At 69.7% G+C, this 15,369-nt stretch carries 17 protein-coding genes; 5 read left to right on the top strand and 12 right to left on the bottom strand.

Annotated features, from left to right (window positions below; genetic code table 11):
- Positions 1–11: 11 nt before the first annotated feature.
- Entirely contained in the window at positions 12–455 is a 444-nt protein-coding gene (locus ACQHII_RS35640) for a RidA family protein (protein WP_427923124.1), read from the top strand.
- On the top strand, positions 452–928 hold the full coding sequence (locus ACQHII_RS35635; RefSeq protein WP_427923123.1) for a GNAT family N-acetyltransferase: 477 nt from the start codon (positions 452–454) through the stop codon (positions 926–928). The genes ACQHII_RS35640 and ACQHII_RS35635 overlap by 4 nt, the downstream gene beginning before the upstream one ends.
- A gap of 1 nt (position 929) precedes the next feature.
- On the opposite strand, the gene ACQHII_RS35630 is transcribed toward ACQHII_RS35635, so the two are convergent.
- From ACQHII_RS35630 to ACQHII_RS35620, 3 genes are all read right to left on the bottom strand, one after another.
- A complete protein-coding gene (locus ACQHII_RS35630) occupies positions 930–1,877 on the bottom strand; it encodes a glycoside hydrolase family 6 protein (protein WP_427923122.1) in 948 nt (315 codons plus the stop codon).
- A gap of 213 nt (positions 1,878–2,090) precedes the next feature.
- Positions 2,091–2,810 (bottom strand): aspartate/glutamate racemase family protein, encoded by a 720-nt coding sequence (locus ACQHII_RS35625; RefSeq protein WP_427923121.1) that lies wholly within the window; start codon positions 2,808–2,810, stop codon positions 2,091–2,093.
- A gap of 5 nt (positions 2,811–2,815) precedes the next feature.
- Entirely contained in the window at positions 2,816–4,288 is a 1,473-nt protein-coding gene (locus ACQHII_RS35620; RefSeq protein ID WP_427923120.1) for an NCS1 family nucleobase:cation symporter-1, read from the bottom strand.
- A gap of 162 nt (positions 4,289–4,450) precedes the next feature.
- Here ACQHII_RS35620 and ACQHII_RS35615 point away from each other — a divergent pair, with 162 nt between their 5' ends.
- Positions 4,451–5,116: a GntR family transcriptional regulator gene (locus ACQHII_RS35615; RefSeq protein ID WP_427923119.1), complete on the top strand. Its 666-nt coding sequence runs from the start codon at positions 4,451–4,453 to the stop codon at positions 5,114–5,116.
- Between the two features lie 45 nt (positions 5,117–5,161).
- Here the strand turns inward: ACQHII_RS35615 and pip are convergent, their stop codons facing one another.
- Entirely contained in the window at positions 5,162–6,124 is a 963-nt protein-coding gene (pip, locus tag ACQHII_RS35610; protein WP_427923118.1) for a prolyl aminopeptidase, read from the bottom strand.
- Positions 6,125–6,164: 40 nt separating this feature from the next.
- Entirely contained in the window at positions 6,165–6,857 is a 693-nt protein-coding gene (locus ACQHII_RS35605) for a uracil-DNA glycosylase (RefSeq protein WP_427923117.1), read from the bottom strand.
- Between the two features lie 182 nt (positions 6,858–7,039).
- On the opposite strand from ACQHII_RS35605, the gene ACQHII_RS35600 reads away from it, so the two are divergent.
- Entirely contained in the window at positions 7,040–7,621 is a 582-nt protein-coding gene (locus ACQHII_RS35600; RefSeq protein WP_427923116.1) for an RNA-binding S4 domain-containing protein, read from the top strand.
- Between the two features lie 22 nt (positions 7,622–7,643).
- On the opposite strand, the gene ACQHII_RS35595 is transcribed toward ACQHII_RS35600, so the two are convergent.
- Positions 7,644–8,324 carry a class I SAM-dependent methyltransferase gene (locus ACQHII_RS35595; RefSeq protein ID WP_427923115.1) on the bottom strand — a complete coding sequence of 227 codons (681 nt, stop codon included), beginning with the start codon at positions 8,322–8,324 and terminating at the stop codon, positions 7,644–7,646.
- A gap of 181 nt (positions 8,325–8,505) precedes the next feature.
- Positions 8,506–9,420, bottom strand: a complete 915-nt coding sequence (locus ACQHII_RS35590) for an acyltransferase domain-containing protein (RefSeq protein ID WP_427923114.1) — start codon at positions 9,418–9,420, stop codon at positions 8,506–8,508.
- 86 nt (positions 9,421–9,506) lie between these two features.
- On the opposite strand from ACQHII_RS35590, the gene ACQHII_RS35585 reads away from it, so the two are divergent.
- Positions 9,507–9,773, top strand: coding sequence for a DUF6343 family protein (locus ACQHII_RS35585; protein WP_427923113.1), 267 nt, complete (start codon positions 9,507–9,509; stop codon positions 9,771–9,773).
- A 19-nt stretch (positions 9,774–9,792) separates the two neighbouring features.
- On the opposite strand, the gene ACQHII_RS35580 is transcribed toward ACQHII_RS35585, so the two are convergent.
- The 5 genes from ACQHII_RS35580 to rpsA form a co-directional block, all read right to left on the bottom strand.
- The gene (locus ACQHII_RS35580; RefSeq protein ID WP_019067641.1) at positions 9,793–10,173 is read right to left on the bottom strand and encodes a tetratricopeptide repeat protein; all 381 of its coding nucleotides are present in this window, start codon (positions 10,171–10,173) and stop codon (positions 9,793–9,795) included.
- A 50-nt stretch (positions 10,174–10,223) separates the two neighbouring features.
- The gene (gene coaE, locus ACQHII_RS35575) at positions 10,224–10,844 is read right to left on the bottom strand and encodes a dephospho-CoA kinase (protein ID WP_427923112.1); all 621 of its coding nucleotides are present in this window, start codon (positions 10,842–10,844) and stop codon (positions 10,224–10,226) included.
- Between the two features lie 63 nt (positions 10,845–10,907).
- Positions 10,908–11,846, bottom strand: coding sequence for a PAC2 family protein (locus ACQHII_RS35570; RefSeq protein ID WP_427923111.1), 939 nt, complete (start codon positions 11,844–11,846; stop codon positions 10,908–10,910).
- A 135-nt stretch (positions 11,847–11,981) separates the two neighbouring features.
- Positions 11,982–13,508, bottom strand: coding sequence for a flavin monoamine oxidase family protein (locus ACQHII_RS35565; RefSeq protein WP_427925484.1), 1,527 nt, complete (start codon positions 13,506–13,508; stop codon positions 11,982–11,984).
- Between the two features lie 236 nt (positions 13,509–13,744).
- The gene (gene rpsA, locus ACQHII_RS35560; protein ID WP_019067645.1) at positions 13,745–15,247 is read right to left on the bottom strand and encodes a 30S ribosomal protein S1; all 1,503 of its coding nucleotides are present in this window, start codon (positions 15,245–15,247) and stop codon (positions 13,745–13,747) included.
- Positions 15,248–15,369: the final 122 nt, after the last annotated feature.

Here is a 15,369-nt window from a genome sequence, read left to right as displayed (position 1 = left end):
TGGGAGACCCCATGCTCGAACGCGTCACCGCCCCCGCCCTCTTCCCACCGCCCACGTACTCCCACGCCACCGTCGTCGAGGCCGGTACGAAGCTCGCCTTCCTCGCCGGAGCCGTGCCGCTCGGCGCCGACGGCAAGGTGGTCGGCGAGGGGGACGCGGTGCGCCAGGCCGAGCAGGTGCTGGTGAATCTGGGTGAGCAACTGCGGGCGGTCGGCAGCGACTTGGGGCATGTCGTGGCGACGGACGTGTACGTCGTGAGCAGTGAGCCCTCGGTGCTGTCCGCCGTGTGGGAGGTAGTCGAGGCGTCCGGGCTCAGCGCGGGGCCGCACTCGTCGACGCTCGTCGGCGTGGCCTGCCTCGGGTACAGCGGGCAGCTCGTGGAGATCACGGCGACAGCCGTCGTACCGGCCGAACCGTTCGCATCGTCCGCACCGGATGAGGTGGCACAGCCGTGAATCCCGGCCCCGAGACCGTCGTCACCCTGCGCCGGGCGACCGCTCCCGACGCCCGACCCGTCGCCGACGTATGGCTGCGGTCCTTCGCCGCCGCGCTGCCGACCGTTGTCAGCCCGCGGTCCGCCGACGATGTGCGCGGATACTTCCGGGACGTCGTCGTGCCGCTGCGCGAGGTGTGGGTGGCCGACGCGGGGGACGGTGGCGGAGTCGTGGGGCTGATGGTGCTCGACGGTGGTCTGATGTCGCAGCTCTACCTCGATCCGGACTGGCGCGGGCGCGGCCTCGGGGACCGGTTCGTGGAGCTGGCCAAGGAGCGGAGTCCGGGCGGTCTGGAGCTGTGGACCTTCCAGGTCAACAAGCCCGCCCACCGGTTCTACGAGCGGCACGCCTTCGTCGCCGTCGAGTTCACGGACGGCAGCGCCAACGAGGAGCGCGAGCCCGATGTGCGGTACGTGTGGGAGCCCAAGTCCTAGGTCAGGGGGCCGCGTTGCGGGCCAGCTCCAGGGCGTACGACGGCCACCACTGGCCCGCCGCCGGGCCACCGCGGCAGGTGCCGTCGGACTCGCCGGGGCGTTTGATCCACAGGTAGGCGTCGAGAAGGGGGTTGTCCGTGCGGGTCGTCGGCGGGGTGCCCAGGGCCCGGCCGGGCGGATTGCACCATGCGTCGGTGCCGGAGTAGGGGCCGTTGCCGTTACGGCTGGTGTCGATGACGTAGTGCGTGCCGGAGAGATCCTTGGAGAGCTGGTCGCCGTACCTCGAACTCGCCTTGTTCGTCTGGAAGTTGGAGACGTTCAGGGAGACCCCGTCGGCACGGGCGACGCCGGACGCCTTCAGCGCGTCGACCAGTCGCCAGGCCTCGGGGATCCAGCCGGAGTTGCCGGCGTCTAGGTAGACGTGGGTGCGCGGTTGGCGTTTGAGGCGGTCGACGGCGTACGAGAGCAGGGCGTAGCGGTCGGTCGCCACGACCCGGGTGCAGCCGGCGACCACCTGGGCGACGGCGTCCGGTTCGACGACGACGTAGGCGCCCCGGTCGCCGAGAGCGGTCGCGAACTCGTCGATCCAGGTGCGGTAGGCGGCCGCGGTGGGGGCGCCGCCGAGCGAGTACTGGCCGCAGTCGCGGTTCGGGATGTAGTAGGCGACGAGTACGGCGAGGCGGCCGGCGCGAGCGGCGGCGGTGGTGCGGGCGCGGACGACCGGGCCGGGGCCGGGTCCGTTGAGCCACTCCGCCTCGGGTCGGGCGGCGATGCGGTCCATGAGCGTGGCGTCGGCTGTTCGGCCGTCCTCGCGCCAGGCGGCTGCCTGCTGTGCGGCTCGGGAGTCGGGGGTGGTCCAGAAGGGTTCCGGTGCGTCGCGGGTCGCCCCGGCGCAGCAGAGTCCTGCGAGGAGCGTGGTGAGGAGGGCTCGGCGTACCGGCGTGGGCAAGGGGGACTCCGTTCTTGCCGGTGGGGACTTGTCCTTCCGGGAGTTTGCGGGGCACGCATTCGCGAGTCGCCGAGGCGTCCGTCAGGTCGCTGCGAGATCACCCCTATGGATGCGCTGTCGAGAGTGCCGCGATGTGTTGTTTGGCGGGTGCGGCGCCATCGTGGCTTGTCGCGCCCGCGCGGCGGAGCCGCAAATCGATACAGCCCCGCGCCCCTAAAGGCCACTGCCCCAGGCTCGTTTCTTGGGCACCGGGGTCGCATAGCTCCCCGCTCTGCTCGTCCTCAGTCCCAACCCCACCAGCGACTCCGCCAGCTTCACCGCCGCGCCGACCCCGTCGACCACCGGCAGCCCCAGCTTCTCCCCCACCGCCCGTTGAAGGCCCGTCATCCCCGCGCAGCCCAGCACCAGCACCTCGGCGCCGGCCGCCCGCGCCCGTTCCGCCGCCGCGAGGAACGCCGCCTCTGTGCGGGCCTCGTCACCGCCGAGGTCCAGGACGCTCAGCCCGGTCCCCACCACGGCCGCGCAGTTGCGGCCCACCCCCGCCAGCTCCAGGCTGTCCTCGATCTGGCCGCAGGAGCGTTCCAGCGTGGTGACGACGCCGTAGCGGCGGCCCAGCAGGCAGGCCAGATGGGCCGCCGCCTCAGTGATGTCGACGACCGGTACGTCCACCAACTCCCGGACGCCTTCCCGTCCGTGCTCCCCGAAGCCGGCCATGACGACCGCGTCGTAGGACGGGCCGTCGTAGGTCCGCAGCAGGTCCATGACGGCCGCCGCCGAGAGGTAGCTGTCGAGCCAGCCCTCCGCCGACTCCGGTCCCCACGCGGGGGTCAGTCCGGTCACGGTGGTGCCCGGGCCTGCGGCGGCCCGGGCACCTCGTACGATCTCCTCGGTCATCTCCTGCGTGGTGTTGCAGTTGGTGACGACGATGCGCACTCCGCTCAGACCTCCACCGGCTTGAGGACGGGTTCGGCGGCGGCTCGCTCGGAGCGGCAGATCAGCAGGTACAGGCCGGCGCCGAGTGCCGTACCGATGAACCAGGAGTACGGGGCGACGTCGCTGAACGTCTTCACGAGTGCGAGTACGGCCGCGACGCCCGCCGAGGGCAGGAACGCCCACAGGGCCTTGGGGTTGACGCCCTTGCGGTAGTAGTAGCGGGAGCCGGGGGTCGCGTCGAAGAGTTCGTCGACGTCGATACGGCCGCGCTTGACCCAGTAGTAGTCGACCATGATCACGCCGAACAGCGGGCCCAGGAAGGCGCCGAGGCCGCCGAGGAAGTAGTTGACGACCGTGGGGTTGGAGAAGAGGTTCCACGGAGTGACAACCAGTGCGGCGACCGTGCTGATCATGCCGCCGATCTTGAAGGTGATCTTCTGCGGCCAGACGTTGGCCAGGTCGTACGCCGGTGAGACGAAGTTGGCGACGATGTTGACGCCCATGGTGGCGACGGCGAACGTGAACGCGCCCAGCACCATCACCCAGGTGTTGCCGACCTTGGCGACCAACTCGGCCGGATCCGTGATGGCTTGGCCCCAGACCTCAAGGGAGCCGGCCGTGACGATCACCGAAACAACCACGAACGCCGTGGAGTTGATGGGCAGGCCCCAGAAGTTGCCGCGGCGCACGGTCTTGTAGTCGGGCGCGAAGCGGGAGAAGTCGCAGAAGTTGAGCATCAGAGTGCCGTAGGTGGCGAGGATCAGGCCGATCGCGCCGAACCACTGGCGCCACTGCTCGCCGAACGAGACCGGGTGCGGGGTGGAGGTCAGCGAGATCGACCAACCGGCCTTCGCCAGAACCCAGATGGCCAGCGCGATCATCACCAGCCAGATCGCGGGGCCGCAGAAGTCCTGGAACTTCCGTACCGACTCCATGCCCTGGCTGATGATCACGGCCTGGATCAGCCACAGGGACACGAAGGAGACCCAGCCGAGGGCGTCAAGTCCCAGGAAGGAGTGGTGAGTCCAGGAGTCGAGGCCCGGCCAGGCGGCCAGCAGCATCACGTTGACGGCGACGGAGGCCAGGTAGGTCTGGATGCCGTACCACATGATGGCGATCACGGCCCGGATCAGGGCCGGGATGTTGGCGCCCCACACGCCGAAGCTGATGCGGCTGACGACCGGGAACGGGACGCCGTGCGCCTGGCCGATCCTCCCCATCCAGTTCATGCCGACGTAGATGAGCACGAAGCCGACGAGGAGGGAGGTGAAGACCTGCCAGACGTTCATGCCGAGGACCAGCAGGCCCGCGGCGAACGTGTAGTTGCCGAGGTTGTGGACGTCCGACATCCACATGGCGAAGAGGTCGAAGACCTTCCAGTTGCGCTTGTCGGCGGGGGCGAGGTCTTCGTTGGTGAGCCGGGGGTCGGGGACGAACGCTGGTGTGCCGGTGGCTTCGGCACGATCGGCGAGGGACACGGGGCCTCCAGGGCAAGGGGACGGAAGAGCGGGAGGAGGACTGCTTGCCGTTGTCGTTTGGTATACCAAACTGCCGTCATAGTCCTCCCGTCAACCGTTCCGACCGATGTCCCCACTGTTAACGCTCCGTAAAAGACCCCCGGAGTCGGCGAAGATGGCCCCATGAGCTCCATGACAGCGAAGATCGAACCCCTCGGGGCGGTGCGCGAACGCGTCCTGGCGACCCTGCGGCAGGACATCATCGCCGGTCGCCTCCGTCCCGGGGACCGGCTGGTGGAACGCGAGCTGGCCGAACGCTTCGGGGTCTCACGGGTGCCGGTCCGGGAGGCGATCCGGGCCCTGGTCGCCGAGGGCTTCGTCCTGTTCGAGTCGGCGCGCCGCACGGTCGTACGACGGCTGACCCCGACCGACGTCAAGGAGCTGTTCGAGCTGCGCGAGGCGCTGGAGGTGTACGCGGCCGGGCTCGCCGCGTCCCGCGCCACCCCTCAAGCACTCGCCGAACTAAGGGAGTTGCTGGACAGCGCGGCGGAAGCCACCCGGTCCGACGACGCCGAGGCCATCACCGACGTCAACACCCGCTTCCACGACCGCATCCTGGCCCTGGCCGGCAACAGCCTGCTGATCTCGGTCATGGAGCCGGTCGACGGCAGACTGCGCTGGCTCACCCGGCAGAACGAGGAGTGGCCCCAACTCCTTACCGAGCACGAGGAGTTGTACGAGGCGATCGCCTCCGGCGACCCGGACCGGGCCCGCGCCCACGCCCTCAGCCACGTCCAGGCGAACTACCGCTCCACGGTGCACCACCTCTTCGGCGACGAACCGGACTAGCCGACCAACCGGGCTGCACTACCAACCGGGCTGCCCCCAACTGGGCTAACGGCGGGCGTACTTGTCCGTCGCCGCCACCAGCGCCTCCACGACACCGGGCGTGCTCACGTCGTGGCCGGCCTCGTCCACGATCACCAACTCGCTCTCGGGCCAGGCCTGTTGAAGCCGCCAGACGATACCGAGAAGGTTGCCGAGGTCGAGGCTGCCCTGAACAAGGGTGCCGGGGATGCCCTTGAGCAGGTGCGCGTCCCGGAGCACGACACCCTCGTCGTTGCCCTCGCCGAGAAAGTGGTCCTTGCCGAAGTACTGCGTGACGGTGCGGGCGAAGCACATCCGGAACTCCGGTTCCTCGTACCGCTCTTCGGAACGCGGCGGGGCGGGGATGATCGCCGTCTCCCAGTCGGTCCACGCACGTGCCGCCCGCTCCCGCACCGCCCGGTCCGGAGACTCGATGAGCCGGTTGAAGGCGGCCGCGAGGTTCCCGTCGCGTTCCCCCGGGGGCAGTTCACCGACGAAGCGCTCGAACGCCTCCGGGAAGAGTTTCCCAAGTCCCCTGGTCAGCAAGGCCACTTCGCGATTGGATCCGGTGGCGACACAGGTCAGCACCAGCTCCGACACCGCCTCGGGATGCGTCTGCGCGTACCGCAGCCCGAGCACCGACCCCCACGACGCGCCCCGCACCAGCCATCGTTCGATTCCCAAGTGCCGCCGCAGCAGCTCCAGATCGGCGATCAGGTGAGCCGTCGTGTTCACGCTCATGTCGGTGTCGTAGGCGCTCGCGTGCGGGGTGGAGCGTCCGCACCCGCGCTGGTCGAGCAGCACGATCCGGTAGGCGTCGGGGTCGAAGAAGCGCCGGGGATAGGGCGAGCAGCCCGATCCCGGGCCGCCGTGCAGCACGACCGCGGGCTTGCCGTGCGGGTTTCCGCAGGTCTCCCAGTAGACGAGGTTGCCGTCCCCGACGTCGAGCATGCCGTGGTCGTACGGTTCGATCTCCGGATACAGGCCCATCCGGCGACCGTAACGCCCGCCGCGACCCGCCTGCCACCGCTTATCGGGCGACCGGCAGCCCCGCCGCCCCGGCCGCCGTGCGCAGCACGTCCCGCAGCATCGCGGGGGTGAGCTTCCCGGTGAAGGTGTTGCGCTGGCTGACATGGAAGCAGCCGAAGAGGTCGAGGCCGTCGAGCGGCACCCGCACCCCGTGCCCGAACACCGGCCGCGGCCTCGGCACGGCCCACCCCGCCGCCGCGAACGCCGGCAACGCGGCCTGCCAGCCGAAGCCGCCGAGCACGATCGCAGCCTTCAACGTCGGCCGCAGCAGCGTCAGTTCGTCGACGAGCCAGGAGCGGCAGGTGTCCCGCTCCTCGGGGGTGGGCTTGTTGGCGGGCGGCGCGCAGCGCACCGGCGAGGTGATGCGCACGCCGTACAGCTCCAGGCCGTCGTCGGCACTCACGGCCGTCGGCTGCGAGGCGAGACCCACGTCGTACAGGGCCTCGTACAGCACGTCCCCGGAGCGATCACCCGTGAACATGCGGCCGGTCCGGTTCGCACCGTGCGCGGCCGGGGCGAGACCGATGATCAGCAGAGGCGCGTCGGCGGGACCGAAACCGGGCACCGGGCGGCCCCAGTACGTCCAGTCGGCGAAGGCCGCGCGTTTGGTGCGGGCGACCTCCTCGCGCCAGGCGACCAGCCGGGGGCAGGCCCGGCAGCCGGTGATCCCGCGATCGAGGTCGGACAGGTTCATCCCCTCACCGTACGCACCGTACGGACACCGGCGATCACCGCACGGGCTCCGGTGCGGGCCGGGCCACGCACCGGGCCGAGCACCGGGCCCAGCACCGGGCAGCCTCGGATCAGCCGGTCACCCTGACCAGCAGCGTCGGCAACCGCCACTGCCCGCTGTCCCCCGGGGACTAAAATCGGCGCATGGCTTCCGAGGGCGTGCACGAGAGCGACGACGTGAGCGACGAGACCGACGACCATCGCCCCGCGCCCGAACCGCAGGACGATGCCGTGGCCGCCGGTCATGCCGTGGCCGCCGTCGCCGCCGGTCCCTCGAACGGCGAGAGCGTCCGCGTCGACAGCTGGATCTGGTCCGTCCGACTGGTCAAGACCCGCTCCATGGGCGCCGCCGCCTGCAAGGGCGGCCACGTCCGCGTCAACGGCGAGCGGGTGAAGCCCGCCCACTCCGTCCGCGTCGGCGACGAGGTACGACTGCGCCATGAGGGCCGGGAACGGATCGTCGTCGTGAAGCGCGTCATCCGTAAGCGGGTCGGCGCTCCCGTCGCCGCCGAGTGCTATGTGGACAACTCCCCGCCGCCCCCGCCCCGCGAGACCGTGGCCCCGGCCGGTATCCGCGACCGCGGCACCGGCCGCCCCACCAAGCGCGACCGCCGCGAGCTGGAACGCCTGCGCGATCTGCCCACCTCCCCCGGTGATGCGTCCGACCCGCACCGCGGAGCGCACGGCACCGCCCGCCACAACACCCGCCGGGGCACGCAGCGGTGAGCTCCGGCGCGGCTGCCGGCTGTCAGTCCATGGGCACCGCCCGCACCCACACCCGGTCCGGTGTCAGATAGCTGTCCACCTTCAACCCCGCCTCCGCGAGCGCCTCCTCGAACTGGTCCTTCGTCAGCGGCCGGGTCTGGAAGGTCTGGGTCCAGACCACGTCCGGGAACACATACTCGGCGCGCACGGAGTTGACCCCGTCCCCGACCGGCTCCGCCGACACGATCCGCACGGTGAAGCCGCTGGGGTCGACGCGCTCGCGCGGCACGTTCGAGTGGTAGTCCTCGCCCTCCCGCTGGATCAGCACACAGCCGCCCGCCGCGACATGCCGTACACAGGTCCGCAGCAGTCCGCGCCGCATTTCCTCGTCCCAGGCGTGCACCAGGAACGACGCCAGCATCACGACGTCGAAGGTCTCGCCCAGGTCGAGGTTCTCGATCGGAGCGCATATCGTGCGTGCGCCGCGGACCCGCTCCAGCATCTCGGCGGACTCGTCGACCGCCGTGACCGTGAACCCGCGCTCCAGGAGGGGATGGGTCACCCGTCCCACCCCGCTGCCCAGCTCCAGGATGCGCGCGCCCGCCGGCACGGCCGCCGCGATGATGTCCGGCTCCGCTCCCACGGGCAGCCGTGAGTACATCTCCACCGCGCAGCCGTCCGGAGTGATCGCCCCGGGTCCTGTCCCCTCGTACCCCTCACGCATTTCGCTTCGCATGCCCGTCCAACGGCCCGCGACCGCACGCCCGTTCCCGACTCGCACTGGTTCACCCGTACGAGTCAATTCCCTTTGGAGAGGCAACCGTTGGAGCGAAACCTGCCGAAGCAGGAGCGGCCCCCGCCGGAATCGGAGCGGCAGCTGCCGGACCCGGACGGCGGGCCCTGGCTCAGAGCGGGAACCACCCGTGCCCGAGGTACCAGTGCCCGCCCGCCCGCAGATGATCCCCGACGACCCGCTCCACGGACGTACGCCGGGGCAGGGTCGCCACCGGCAGTTCGGAGTTGCCGAAGACGAACTGGACCGGATCGCCGTCGGACGGCTCCGTGTCGTCGTAGGCCACCTGGAACCGTTCCTGGAAGTGGACGATGTTCGAGTCGGCCGGGAGGTGTTGCTTCAACTGCCGGTCCAGGAGCCAGGAGTGGCAGACCGCGACCGTGTGGCGTTCCTCGGGGAAGTGCCGGGCGAAGAACGGGCGGGCCAGCTCCAGCGAGCGGTCGCAGGCGGCCGGCGAGAGCGGTCCCTGGAAGTCGGGGATGTGCAGGTTCAGGCAGGGGGTCCCCGGCTCGGCGTCCAGTCCGGCCGCCGCGAGCCCCCGCGCGGTGCGCTCCCCGAGCCGCGCCCGTTCGTACTGCAGTCGCCCCAGTTGGTACAGCTCGCCGCGGAAGTGCGGGACGAGCCACTGCGGGACCGGTACGCCTCCCGCGCCGTACCGCTTGTGGTTGACCGCGATGTTGCGGCCCAGGTCGGCGAGGGTGTGCCGGGAGATGTCGGCGGGGATGCCGCGTTCGCGGTGGTACGCGCGCGTGGCGGGCAGCGCGGCGGCGAACACGTACACGGAGAAGTAGGTGCCGATCTCCGGCGGGGCCTCGGGCAGCCGGGCCAGGAGCAGCTCGGTGAGCCGGGTCCAGTGGCCGTGCTCCCCGATGTCCTTCACCAATGCCTCGACGCACTCCTCCAGGAGCCGCATCGCGTCGGGGTCGCGTGCCAGCACCCGGCGCAGTCGGACCAGTTCGTTGATGTCCTGGTGGGGTACGGCGAGGTCGAACAGGATCTCGGGCAGTTCCTCGGCGTCCGGCAGCACAGTGCGTTTCCCCTCCCTGTCGGGTCTCCTACCTGTGGAGAACGTCCGACCCGAAGAGTACGTTTCAAGGAGGAGTAGTGATCCTGATGCGTACGGGCAGTGAGCCGACGACCGCGCGCAGTCCCCTGCGGGCGCGGTTCTGGCTGAGCGTGTGGGGGCTGGTCTGGACGATCTTCGGCACGGCGGCGTTCGCGCTCGCCGGGCGCCCCGGCTGGGCGGCTGCCTGCGGGGTGCTGTGGCTGGTCGTCACGGTCGACATGACCATGATCCTCAGACATATGCGCCAGGGCCCGCACTACCAGCCGGGCCCCGACATCCCGCCGTACCGGCCACCGGAGCACCGCCACCCCTGACCGGCTCGCGCGCGGGAGCCTACCCGTCGAAGCGGGCGGCCTTCAGGTACTGCGGCTGGGGATCGAGCGCGGCGGCCAGCCGGAAGTGGCGTTTGGCCTGGTCGGCGCGCCCCTGCCGCTCGTACGTCCGGGCGAGCGCGAAGTGGGCGAACGCGTTGTCCGGCTCGCGCTCCAGGACGATGGTGAACTCCAGCTCGGCGGGGCGCAGTTGCGCGGCGGCGAAGAAGGCACGCGCGCGCAGCAGGCGGGCGGCGGTGTTCTCGGGGTGCGCGTCGATGACGTTGTCGAGCAGCTTCACCGCGCCCCGCGGGTCCCGCGCGGCGAGCAGCTGCTCGGCGGCGCGGAAGTCGATGACATGCGTCTCCGGAGTACGTCCGGTCGTTCCGCTGTTCTCGGGCACGGCGAATTCCTTCCCTCGCTCGGACGTTTCAACGCCCGATGCAAGGCCCGCTATTCCTGGGGTGGCTCCTGGGGCGCGTGTGCCCTGCGCACGAGTTCGGCCCATACGTCCCGTACGCGCCGCTCCAGCGCCTCCAGGGGTACGTCGTTGTCGATGACGACGTCCGCGATGGCGAGCCGCTTCTCGCGCGTCGCCTGGGCGGCCATACGCGCGCGTGCGTCCTCCTCGGTCATGCCGCGCAGCCGCACCAGCCGGTCGAGCTGGGTCTCGGGACTCGCGTCGACGACGATCACGAGGTCGTACAGCGCGGCGAGGGCGTTCTCGGCGAGGAGGGGTACGTCGTGGATGACCACGGCGTCGTCGGCCGCGGCGGTCTCGAGTTCGCGGGAGCGTCTGCCGACCAGGGGGTGGACGATCGAGTTGAGGACGGCCAGCTTCTCGGGGTCGGCGAAGACGATGGAGCCCAGCTTCGGCCGGTCCAGGCCGCCGTCCGCGCCGAGCACGTCCTCGCCGAAGGCCTCGACGACGGCCGCGAGCCCGGGAGTTCCGGGCGCGACGACCTCGCGCGCGATGCGGTCGGCGTCGATCAGGACGGCGCCGTACCCGACCAACAGCCGCGACACTTCACTCTTACCGGCACCGATGCCCCCGGTGAGGCCGACCTTCAGCATGGACAGAAGCCTACGGCCTGTCACTGACAGACCACCCAGCGACCGGCGACCGCTGACTGCCTGTCAGCCGTCGCCCTCGCGCTCCGCCAGGAAGCGCTCGAACTCCTGCCCGATCTCGTCCGCCGACGGGATCTCGACCGGCTCGGCGAGCATGTTGCCGCGGCTCTCGGCGCCCGCGGCGGCGTCGTACTGGTGCTCAAGTCCCTGGACGAGCGCCACGAGTTCCTCGTCGCCCTCCTGGATCTGGCGGTCGATCTCGGTCTGGGTGCGGTGGGCCTCGGTGCGCAGGGAGTGCGCGATGGCCGGGAGGACCAGTCCGGTGCCCGCTGTGATGCCCTCCAGGACGGTCAGGGCCGCGTCCGGGTACGGGGAGCGGGCGATGTAGTGCGGGACGTGCGCGGCGACGCCCAGGACGTCGTGGCCGGCCTCCATGAGGCGGTACTCGACGAGCGCCTCGGCGCTGCCGGGGACCTGTGCCTCGTCGAAGGGGCTGCGGTGGCCCGGGACGAGGTCGGTGCGGTTGCCGTGCGGGGTCAGGCCCACCGGGCGGGTGTGCGGGACGCCCATGGGGATGCCGTGGAAGTTCACCGACAGGCGGACGCCGAGGCGCTCCACGATCTGCTGGACGGCCAGGGCGAAGCGCTCCCACTCCACGTCCGGCTCGGGGCCGGAGAGCAGCAGGAAGGGCGCTCCGGTGGCGTCCTGGACCAGCCGCACGTCGAGGGTGGGCTCCTCGTAGTCGGTCCACCGGTCGCGCTTGAAGGTGAGCAGCGGACGGCGGGCGCGGTAGTCCACGAGCCGGTCGTGGTCGAATCTGGCCACGACCTGGTGGGGCAGCGTGTCGAGCAGGCGTTCGACGATCTGGTCGCCCGTCTCGCCCGCGTCGATGTATCCGTCGAAGTGGTAGAGCATGACAAGACCGGCCGACTCCTGTGCGAGCGCCATGTCGACGACGGCCAGGCCCTTCGGCTCCCATGCGTACAAACCCTGCGGATCAAGCACTGTGACCGCTCCTCCTCGTGTTCGTACTGCACAACGCCCTACAGGGCATGGGCATTCCCGCCCATGCCCCTGATCAGGCACCTCTTACGGGCTTTTCATGCGCCGCTCCCCTGTGTCACCAGGAGGGCGTCCACGTCACGAGGACAGCACGCGCGCGTGGAGCGCGGTCACGGCCTTGCGGGCGGAGGAGAACGCGCCGTGCTGCCAGGCGTCGGTGTAGCTGAGCCAGTCGCCGGCGAAGTAGACGCGTCCCGTGGGTTCGTTGAGCGGCTTGTAGCGGACGTCGTCGGGGCCGCCGGGGGTGTCGTGCCACGCGGCCTCCAGGTGGGGCGTCTGACGCCAGTGGTGGGAGAAGGACGATGCCAGTTCGCTGCGGTACTTCTCCCCGTAGATCTTCACGCCCGCGGCCACTGCCCGCTCCTCACGCCCCTTCGGGGTGAGCTTCGCGTACGAGTCCGCGTCGTCGTCGTAGTTGTAGTACCCGATGAGGACGCCCCGCTCACCGTGGAAGCCGTACGAAGGGTGCCAGATGTGGGTGACGTCCTGGTCGGTCTCGGTGATGCCGCCGTAGATCCGGTGGTCGAGCTCCCACCAACGGGACTTGTACTCCAGGCCGATCTTCGCGGCGGACGACGGGGTGATCGCCTCCAGTGCGGTCTGGACGCCGGTGCCGAGGTTGTGCGGGATCTTGGCGAGGATGTTGGGCGGCAGGGCGCCGACACAGTAGTCGGCCTCGACGACCTTGGTGCGGCCTCCCTGGGTGTAGGTGACCGAAACACCGCTCCCCTTGTCGGTGATTTTCGAGACGACCGCTCCGGTACGGATGCGATGGGCGCCGATCGCGCGGGTCAGCGCCTTCGGTATCTGGTCCATGCCGCCGACCGGCTGGAACATCAACATGGCCTGGTCGAAGCCGAATTCGAAGGAGAAGTAGCGGCCGACACCGCTGGCGAGGACCTCGGAGGCGCTGGGCACGTCGCCCAGCAGCACACCCGGAGTGCCCGCGGCTGCCGGTACGGTCGTGTAGCCGCGCCGCTCACCGCCCGCGTACTTCAGTGTGTCGCCCAGCTCGCCCCAGTCCTTCAGGAACTCCACCAGCCGCTCCTGGTCGGTGGCGGTCAACTCCTTGTCCAGGGCGCCCTTGTCGGTGGCCTTGGCGAGCAACTCCGAGACATAGCCGTAGACATCGGCCTTGGCGGTGCGATAGCGCTCCGGCCTGGTCATCCCGGCGGACTCGTTGTAGATGTACGCGTCCGCGTTGACGTTGGTGAACACCTGGATGGGGACGCCGAGTTCACGGCAGTAGTCAAGAGTGATCATCCACTGCGGGATCCGCGCGGGACCGCAGTTCATGTAGTGCCCGTCGGCGAAGCGGGCGGTCTGCCGGTTGCCGTAGAGGTCGGTCGTCGTGTCGCCGCCGCGGACGGTGAAGTTGCGGCCGCCGGTACGGTCCCTGGCCTCCAGGATCGTACAGTCGTAGCCGGCCTTGCCCAGTTCGTACGCCGTGGCCAGTCCGGCGATGCCGCCGCCGACGATGACGACCTTGGCCGCGCCGCGTCCGGTGAGCGTGAAGTCGCCGGCGTTCAGGGCGCGGAAGGGCTGCTCCCGCTGGGCGGCCTGCGCGGTGGGGGCGAGCCCGAGGGCCCCCATGGTGGCGAACATCGTGCCCGCGCCACCGGTGAGGCCCACGTTCCGCAGAAAAGCACGTCGGCTCTGGTTGCTTGCCATGGTCCGGCTCCCCTCTCCGATCATGAATGACCGGGGAAGCGTGCCAACAGCCGGTTACGGCACGGCAGTTACTGATGTATCCCACAAGTTTCTGCAAGGCCGGGGAAACGACCGAGGGACCGCACCTCGAAAGGTACGGCCCCTCAGTTCAAGAGCTACTGCTCAGGTGATCAGCTCTGGCCGCCGGCCAGCTTCTCACGCAGCGCGGCGAGCGCCTCGTCGGACGCCAGCGCGCCGGACGTGTCCGCACCCTCGGAGGAGTACGAACCGCCACCACCGGCGGCGGCCGGAGCCGCACCCGGGGTGTCGACGCCCTCGGCCGCCGCCTGGGCGTCGGCCTCGCGGGACTTGATGACCTGCGCCTGGTGCTGCTCGAAGCGCTGCTGCGCCTCGGCGTACTGGTGCTCCCACGCCTCCCGCTGGGTCTCGTAGCCCTCGAGCCAGTCGTTGGTCTCGGGGTCGAAGCCCTCGGGGTAGATGTAGTTGCCCTGGTCGTCGTACGACGCGGCCATGCCGTAGAGCGTCGGGTCGAACTCGACCGAGGCCGGGTCGGCACCGAAGGACTCGTTGGCCTGCTTCAGGGACAGCGAGATCCGGCGACGCTCGAGGTCGATGTCGATGACCTTGACGAAGATCTCGTCGTTGACCTGGACGACCTGCTCCGGGATCTCCACGTGGCGCTCGGCCAGCTCGGAGATGTGCACCAGACCCTCGATGCCCTCGTCCACGCGGACGAACGCACCGAACGGAACCAGCTTCGTGACCTTGCCGGGCACGACCTGACCGATCTGGTGGGTGCGGGCGAACTGCTGCCACGGGTCTTCCTGGGTCGCCTTCAGCGACAGGGAGACGCGCTCGCGGTCCATGTCGACGTCGAGGACCTCGACGGTGACTTCCTGGCCGACCTCGACAACCTCGGAGGGGTGGTCGATGTGCTTCCAGGACAGCTCGGAGACGTGGACCAGACCGTCGACGCCACCCAGGTCCACGAAGGCACCGAAGTTGACGATCGAGGAGACCACGCCGGAGCGGACCTGACCCTTCTGGAGGGTCGTGAGGAAGGTCTGGCGGACCTCGGACTGGGTCTGCTCCAGCCAGGCACGGCGGGACAGGACCACGTTGTTGCGGTTCTTGTCCAGCTCGATGATCTTGGCCTCGAGCTCCTTGCCCACGTAGGGCTGGAGGTCGCGGACACGGCGCATCTCGACGAGAGAAGCCGGCAGGAAGCCACGGAGGCCGATGTCGAGGATGAGACCACCCTTGACGACCTCGATGACGGTACCGGTGACGATGCCGTCCTCTTCCTTGATCTTCTCGATGGTGCCCCAGGCGCGCTCGTACTGGGCGCGCTTCTTCGAGAGGATCAGGCGGCCTTCCTTGTCCTCCTTCTGGAGAACAAGGGCTTCGATCTCGTCGCCGACCTTGACGACCTCGTTCGGGTCGACGTCGTGCTTGATCGAGAGCTCGCGGCTCGGGATGACACCTTCGGTCTTGTAACCGATGTCGAGCAGGACCTCGTCCCGGTCGACCTTCACGATGACGCCGTCGACGATGTCGCCGTCGTTGAAGTACTTGATCGTCTCGTCGATCGCGGCGAGGAAGGCTTCCTCGTTACCGATGTCGTTGACCGCTACCTGCGGGGTGGTGGCGGTGGTCTCGGTGCTGCTCGTCATGTGGGAAAGGGCTCCGGTACGGACATTGAAGTCGTAGGTACTGCTCACGCCGAGAGCCTTTTTCGCTTCGCTCTGCAGAAGGCCGGACAGCCAAGGAAGCGCCGATCCGGAACACCAGGTGT

It is taken from the genome of Streptomyces sp. cg40 (genome assembly GCF_050320165.1).
GTDB classification, from domain to species: domain Bacteria; phylum Actinomycetota; class Actinomycetes; order Streptomycetales; family Streptomycetaceae; genus Streptomyces; species Streptomyces hokutonensis.
Note: the sequence above shows the minus strand (reverse complement) of the source record. Positions and strands in the feature narration are given on the sequence as shown.

Bases quoted from the DNA above. Each gene is read 5' to 3' on its own strand.
- ACQHII_RS35640 (WP_427923124.1), top strand. From the start codon at position 12: ATGCTCGAACGCGTCACCGCCCCCGCCCTCTTCCCACCGCCCACGTAC.
- ACQHII_RS35615 (WP_427923119.1), top strand. From the start codon at position 4,451: ATGAGCTCCATGACAGCGAAGATCGAACCCCTCGGGGCGGTGCGCGAA.
- pip (WP_427923118.1), bottom strand. From the start codon at position 6,124: ATGGGCCTGTATCCGGAGATCGAACCGTACGACCACGGCATGCTCGAC.
- ACQHII_RS35605 (WP_427923117.1), bottom strand. From the start codon at position 6,857: ATGAACCTGTCCGACCTCGATCGCGGGATCACCGGCTGCCGGGCCTGC.
- ACQHII_RS35600 (WP_427923116.1), top strand. From the start codon at position 7,040: ATGGCTTCCGAGGGCGTGCACGAGAGCGACGACGTGAGCGACGAGACC.
- ACQHII_RS35595 (WP_427923115.1), bottom strand. From the start codon at position 8,324: ATGCGTGAGGGGTACGAGGGGACAGGACCCGGGGCGATCACTCCGGAC.
- ACQHII_RS35585 (WP_427923113.1), top strand. From the start codon at position 9,507: ATGCGTACGGGCAGTGAGCCGACGACCGCGCGCAGTCCCCTGCGGGCG.
- coaE (WP_427923112.1), bottom strand. From the start codon at position 10,844: ATGCTGAAGGTCGGCCTCACCGGGGGCATCGGTGCCGGTAAGAGTGAA.
- ACQHII_RS35565 (WP_427925484.1), bottom strand. From the start codon at position 13,508: ATGTTCGCCACCATGGGGGCCCTCGGGCTCGCCCCCACCGCGCAGGCC.
- rpsA (WP_019067645.1), bottom strand. From the start codon at position 15,247: ATGACGAGCAGCACCGAGACCACCGCCACCACCCCGCAGGTAGCGGTC.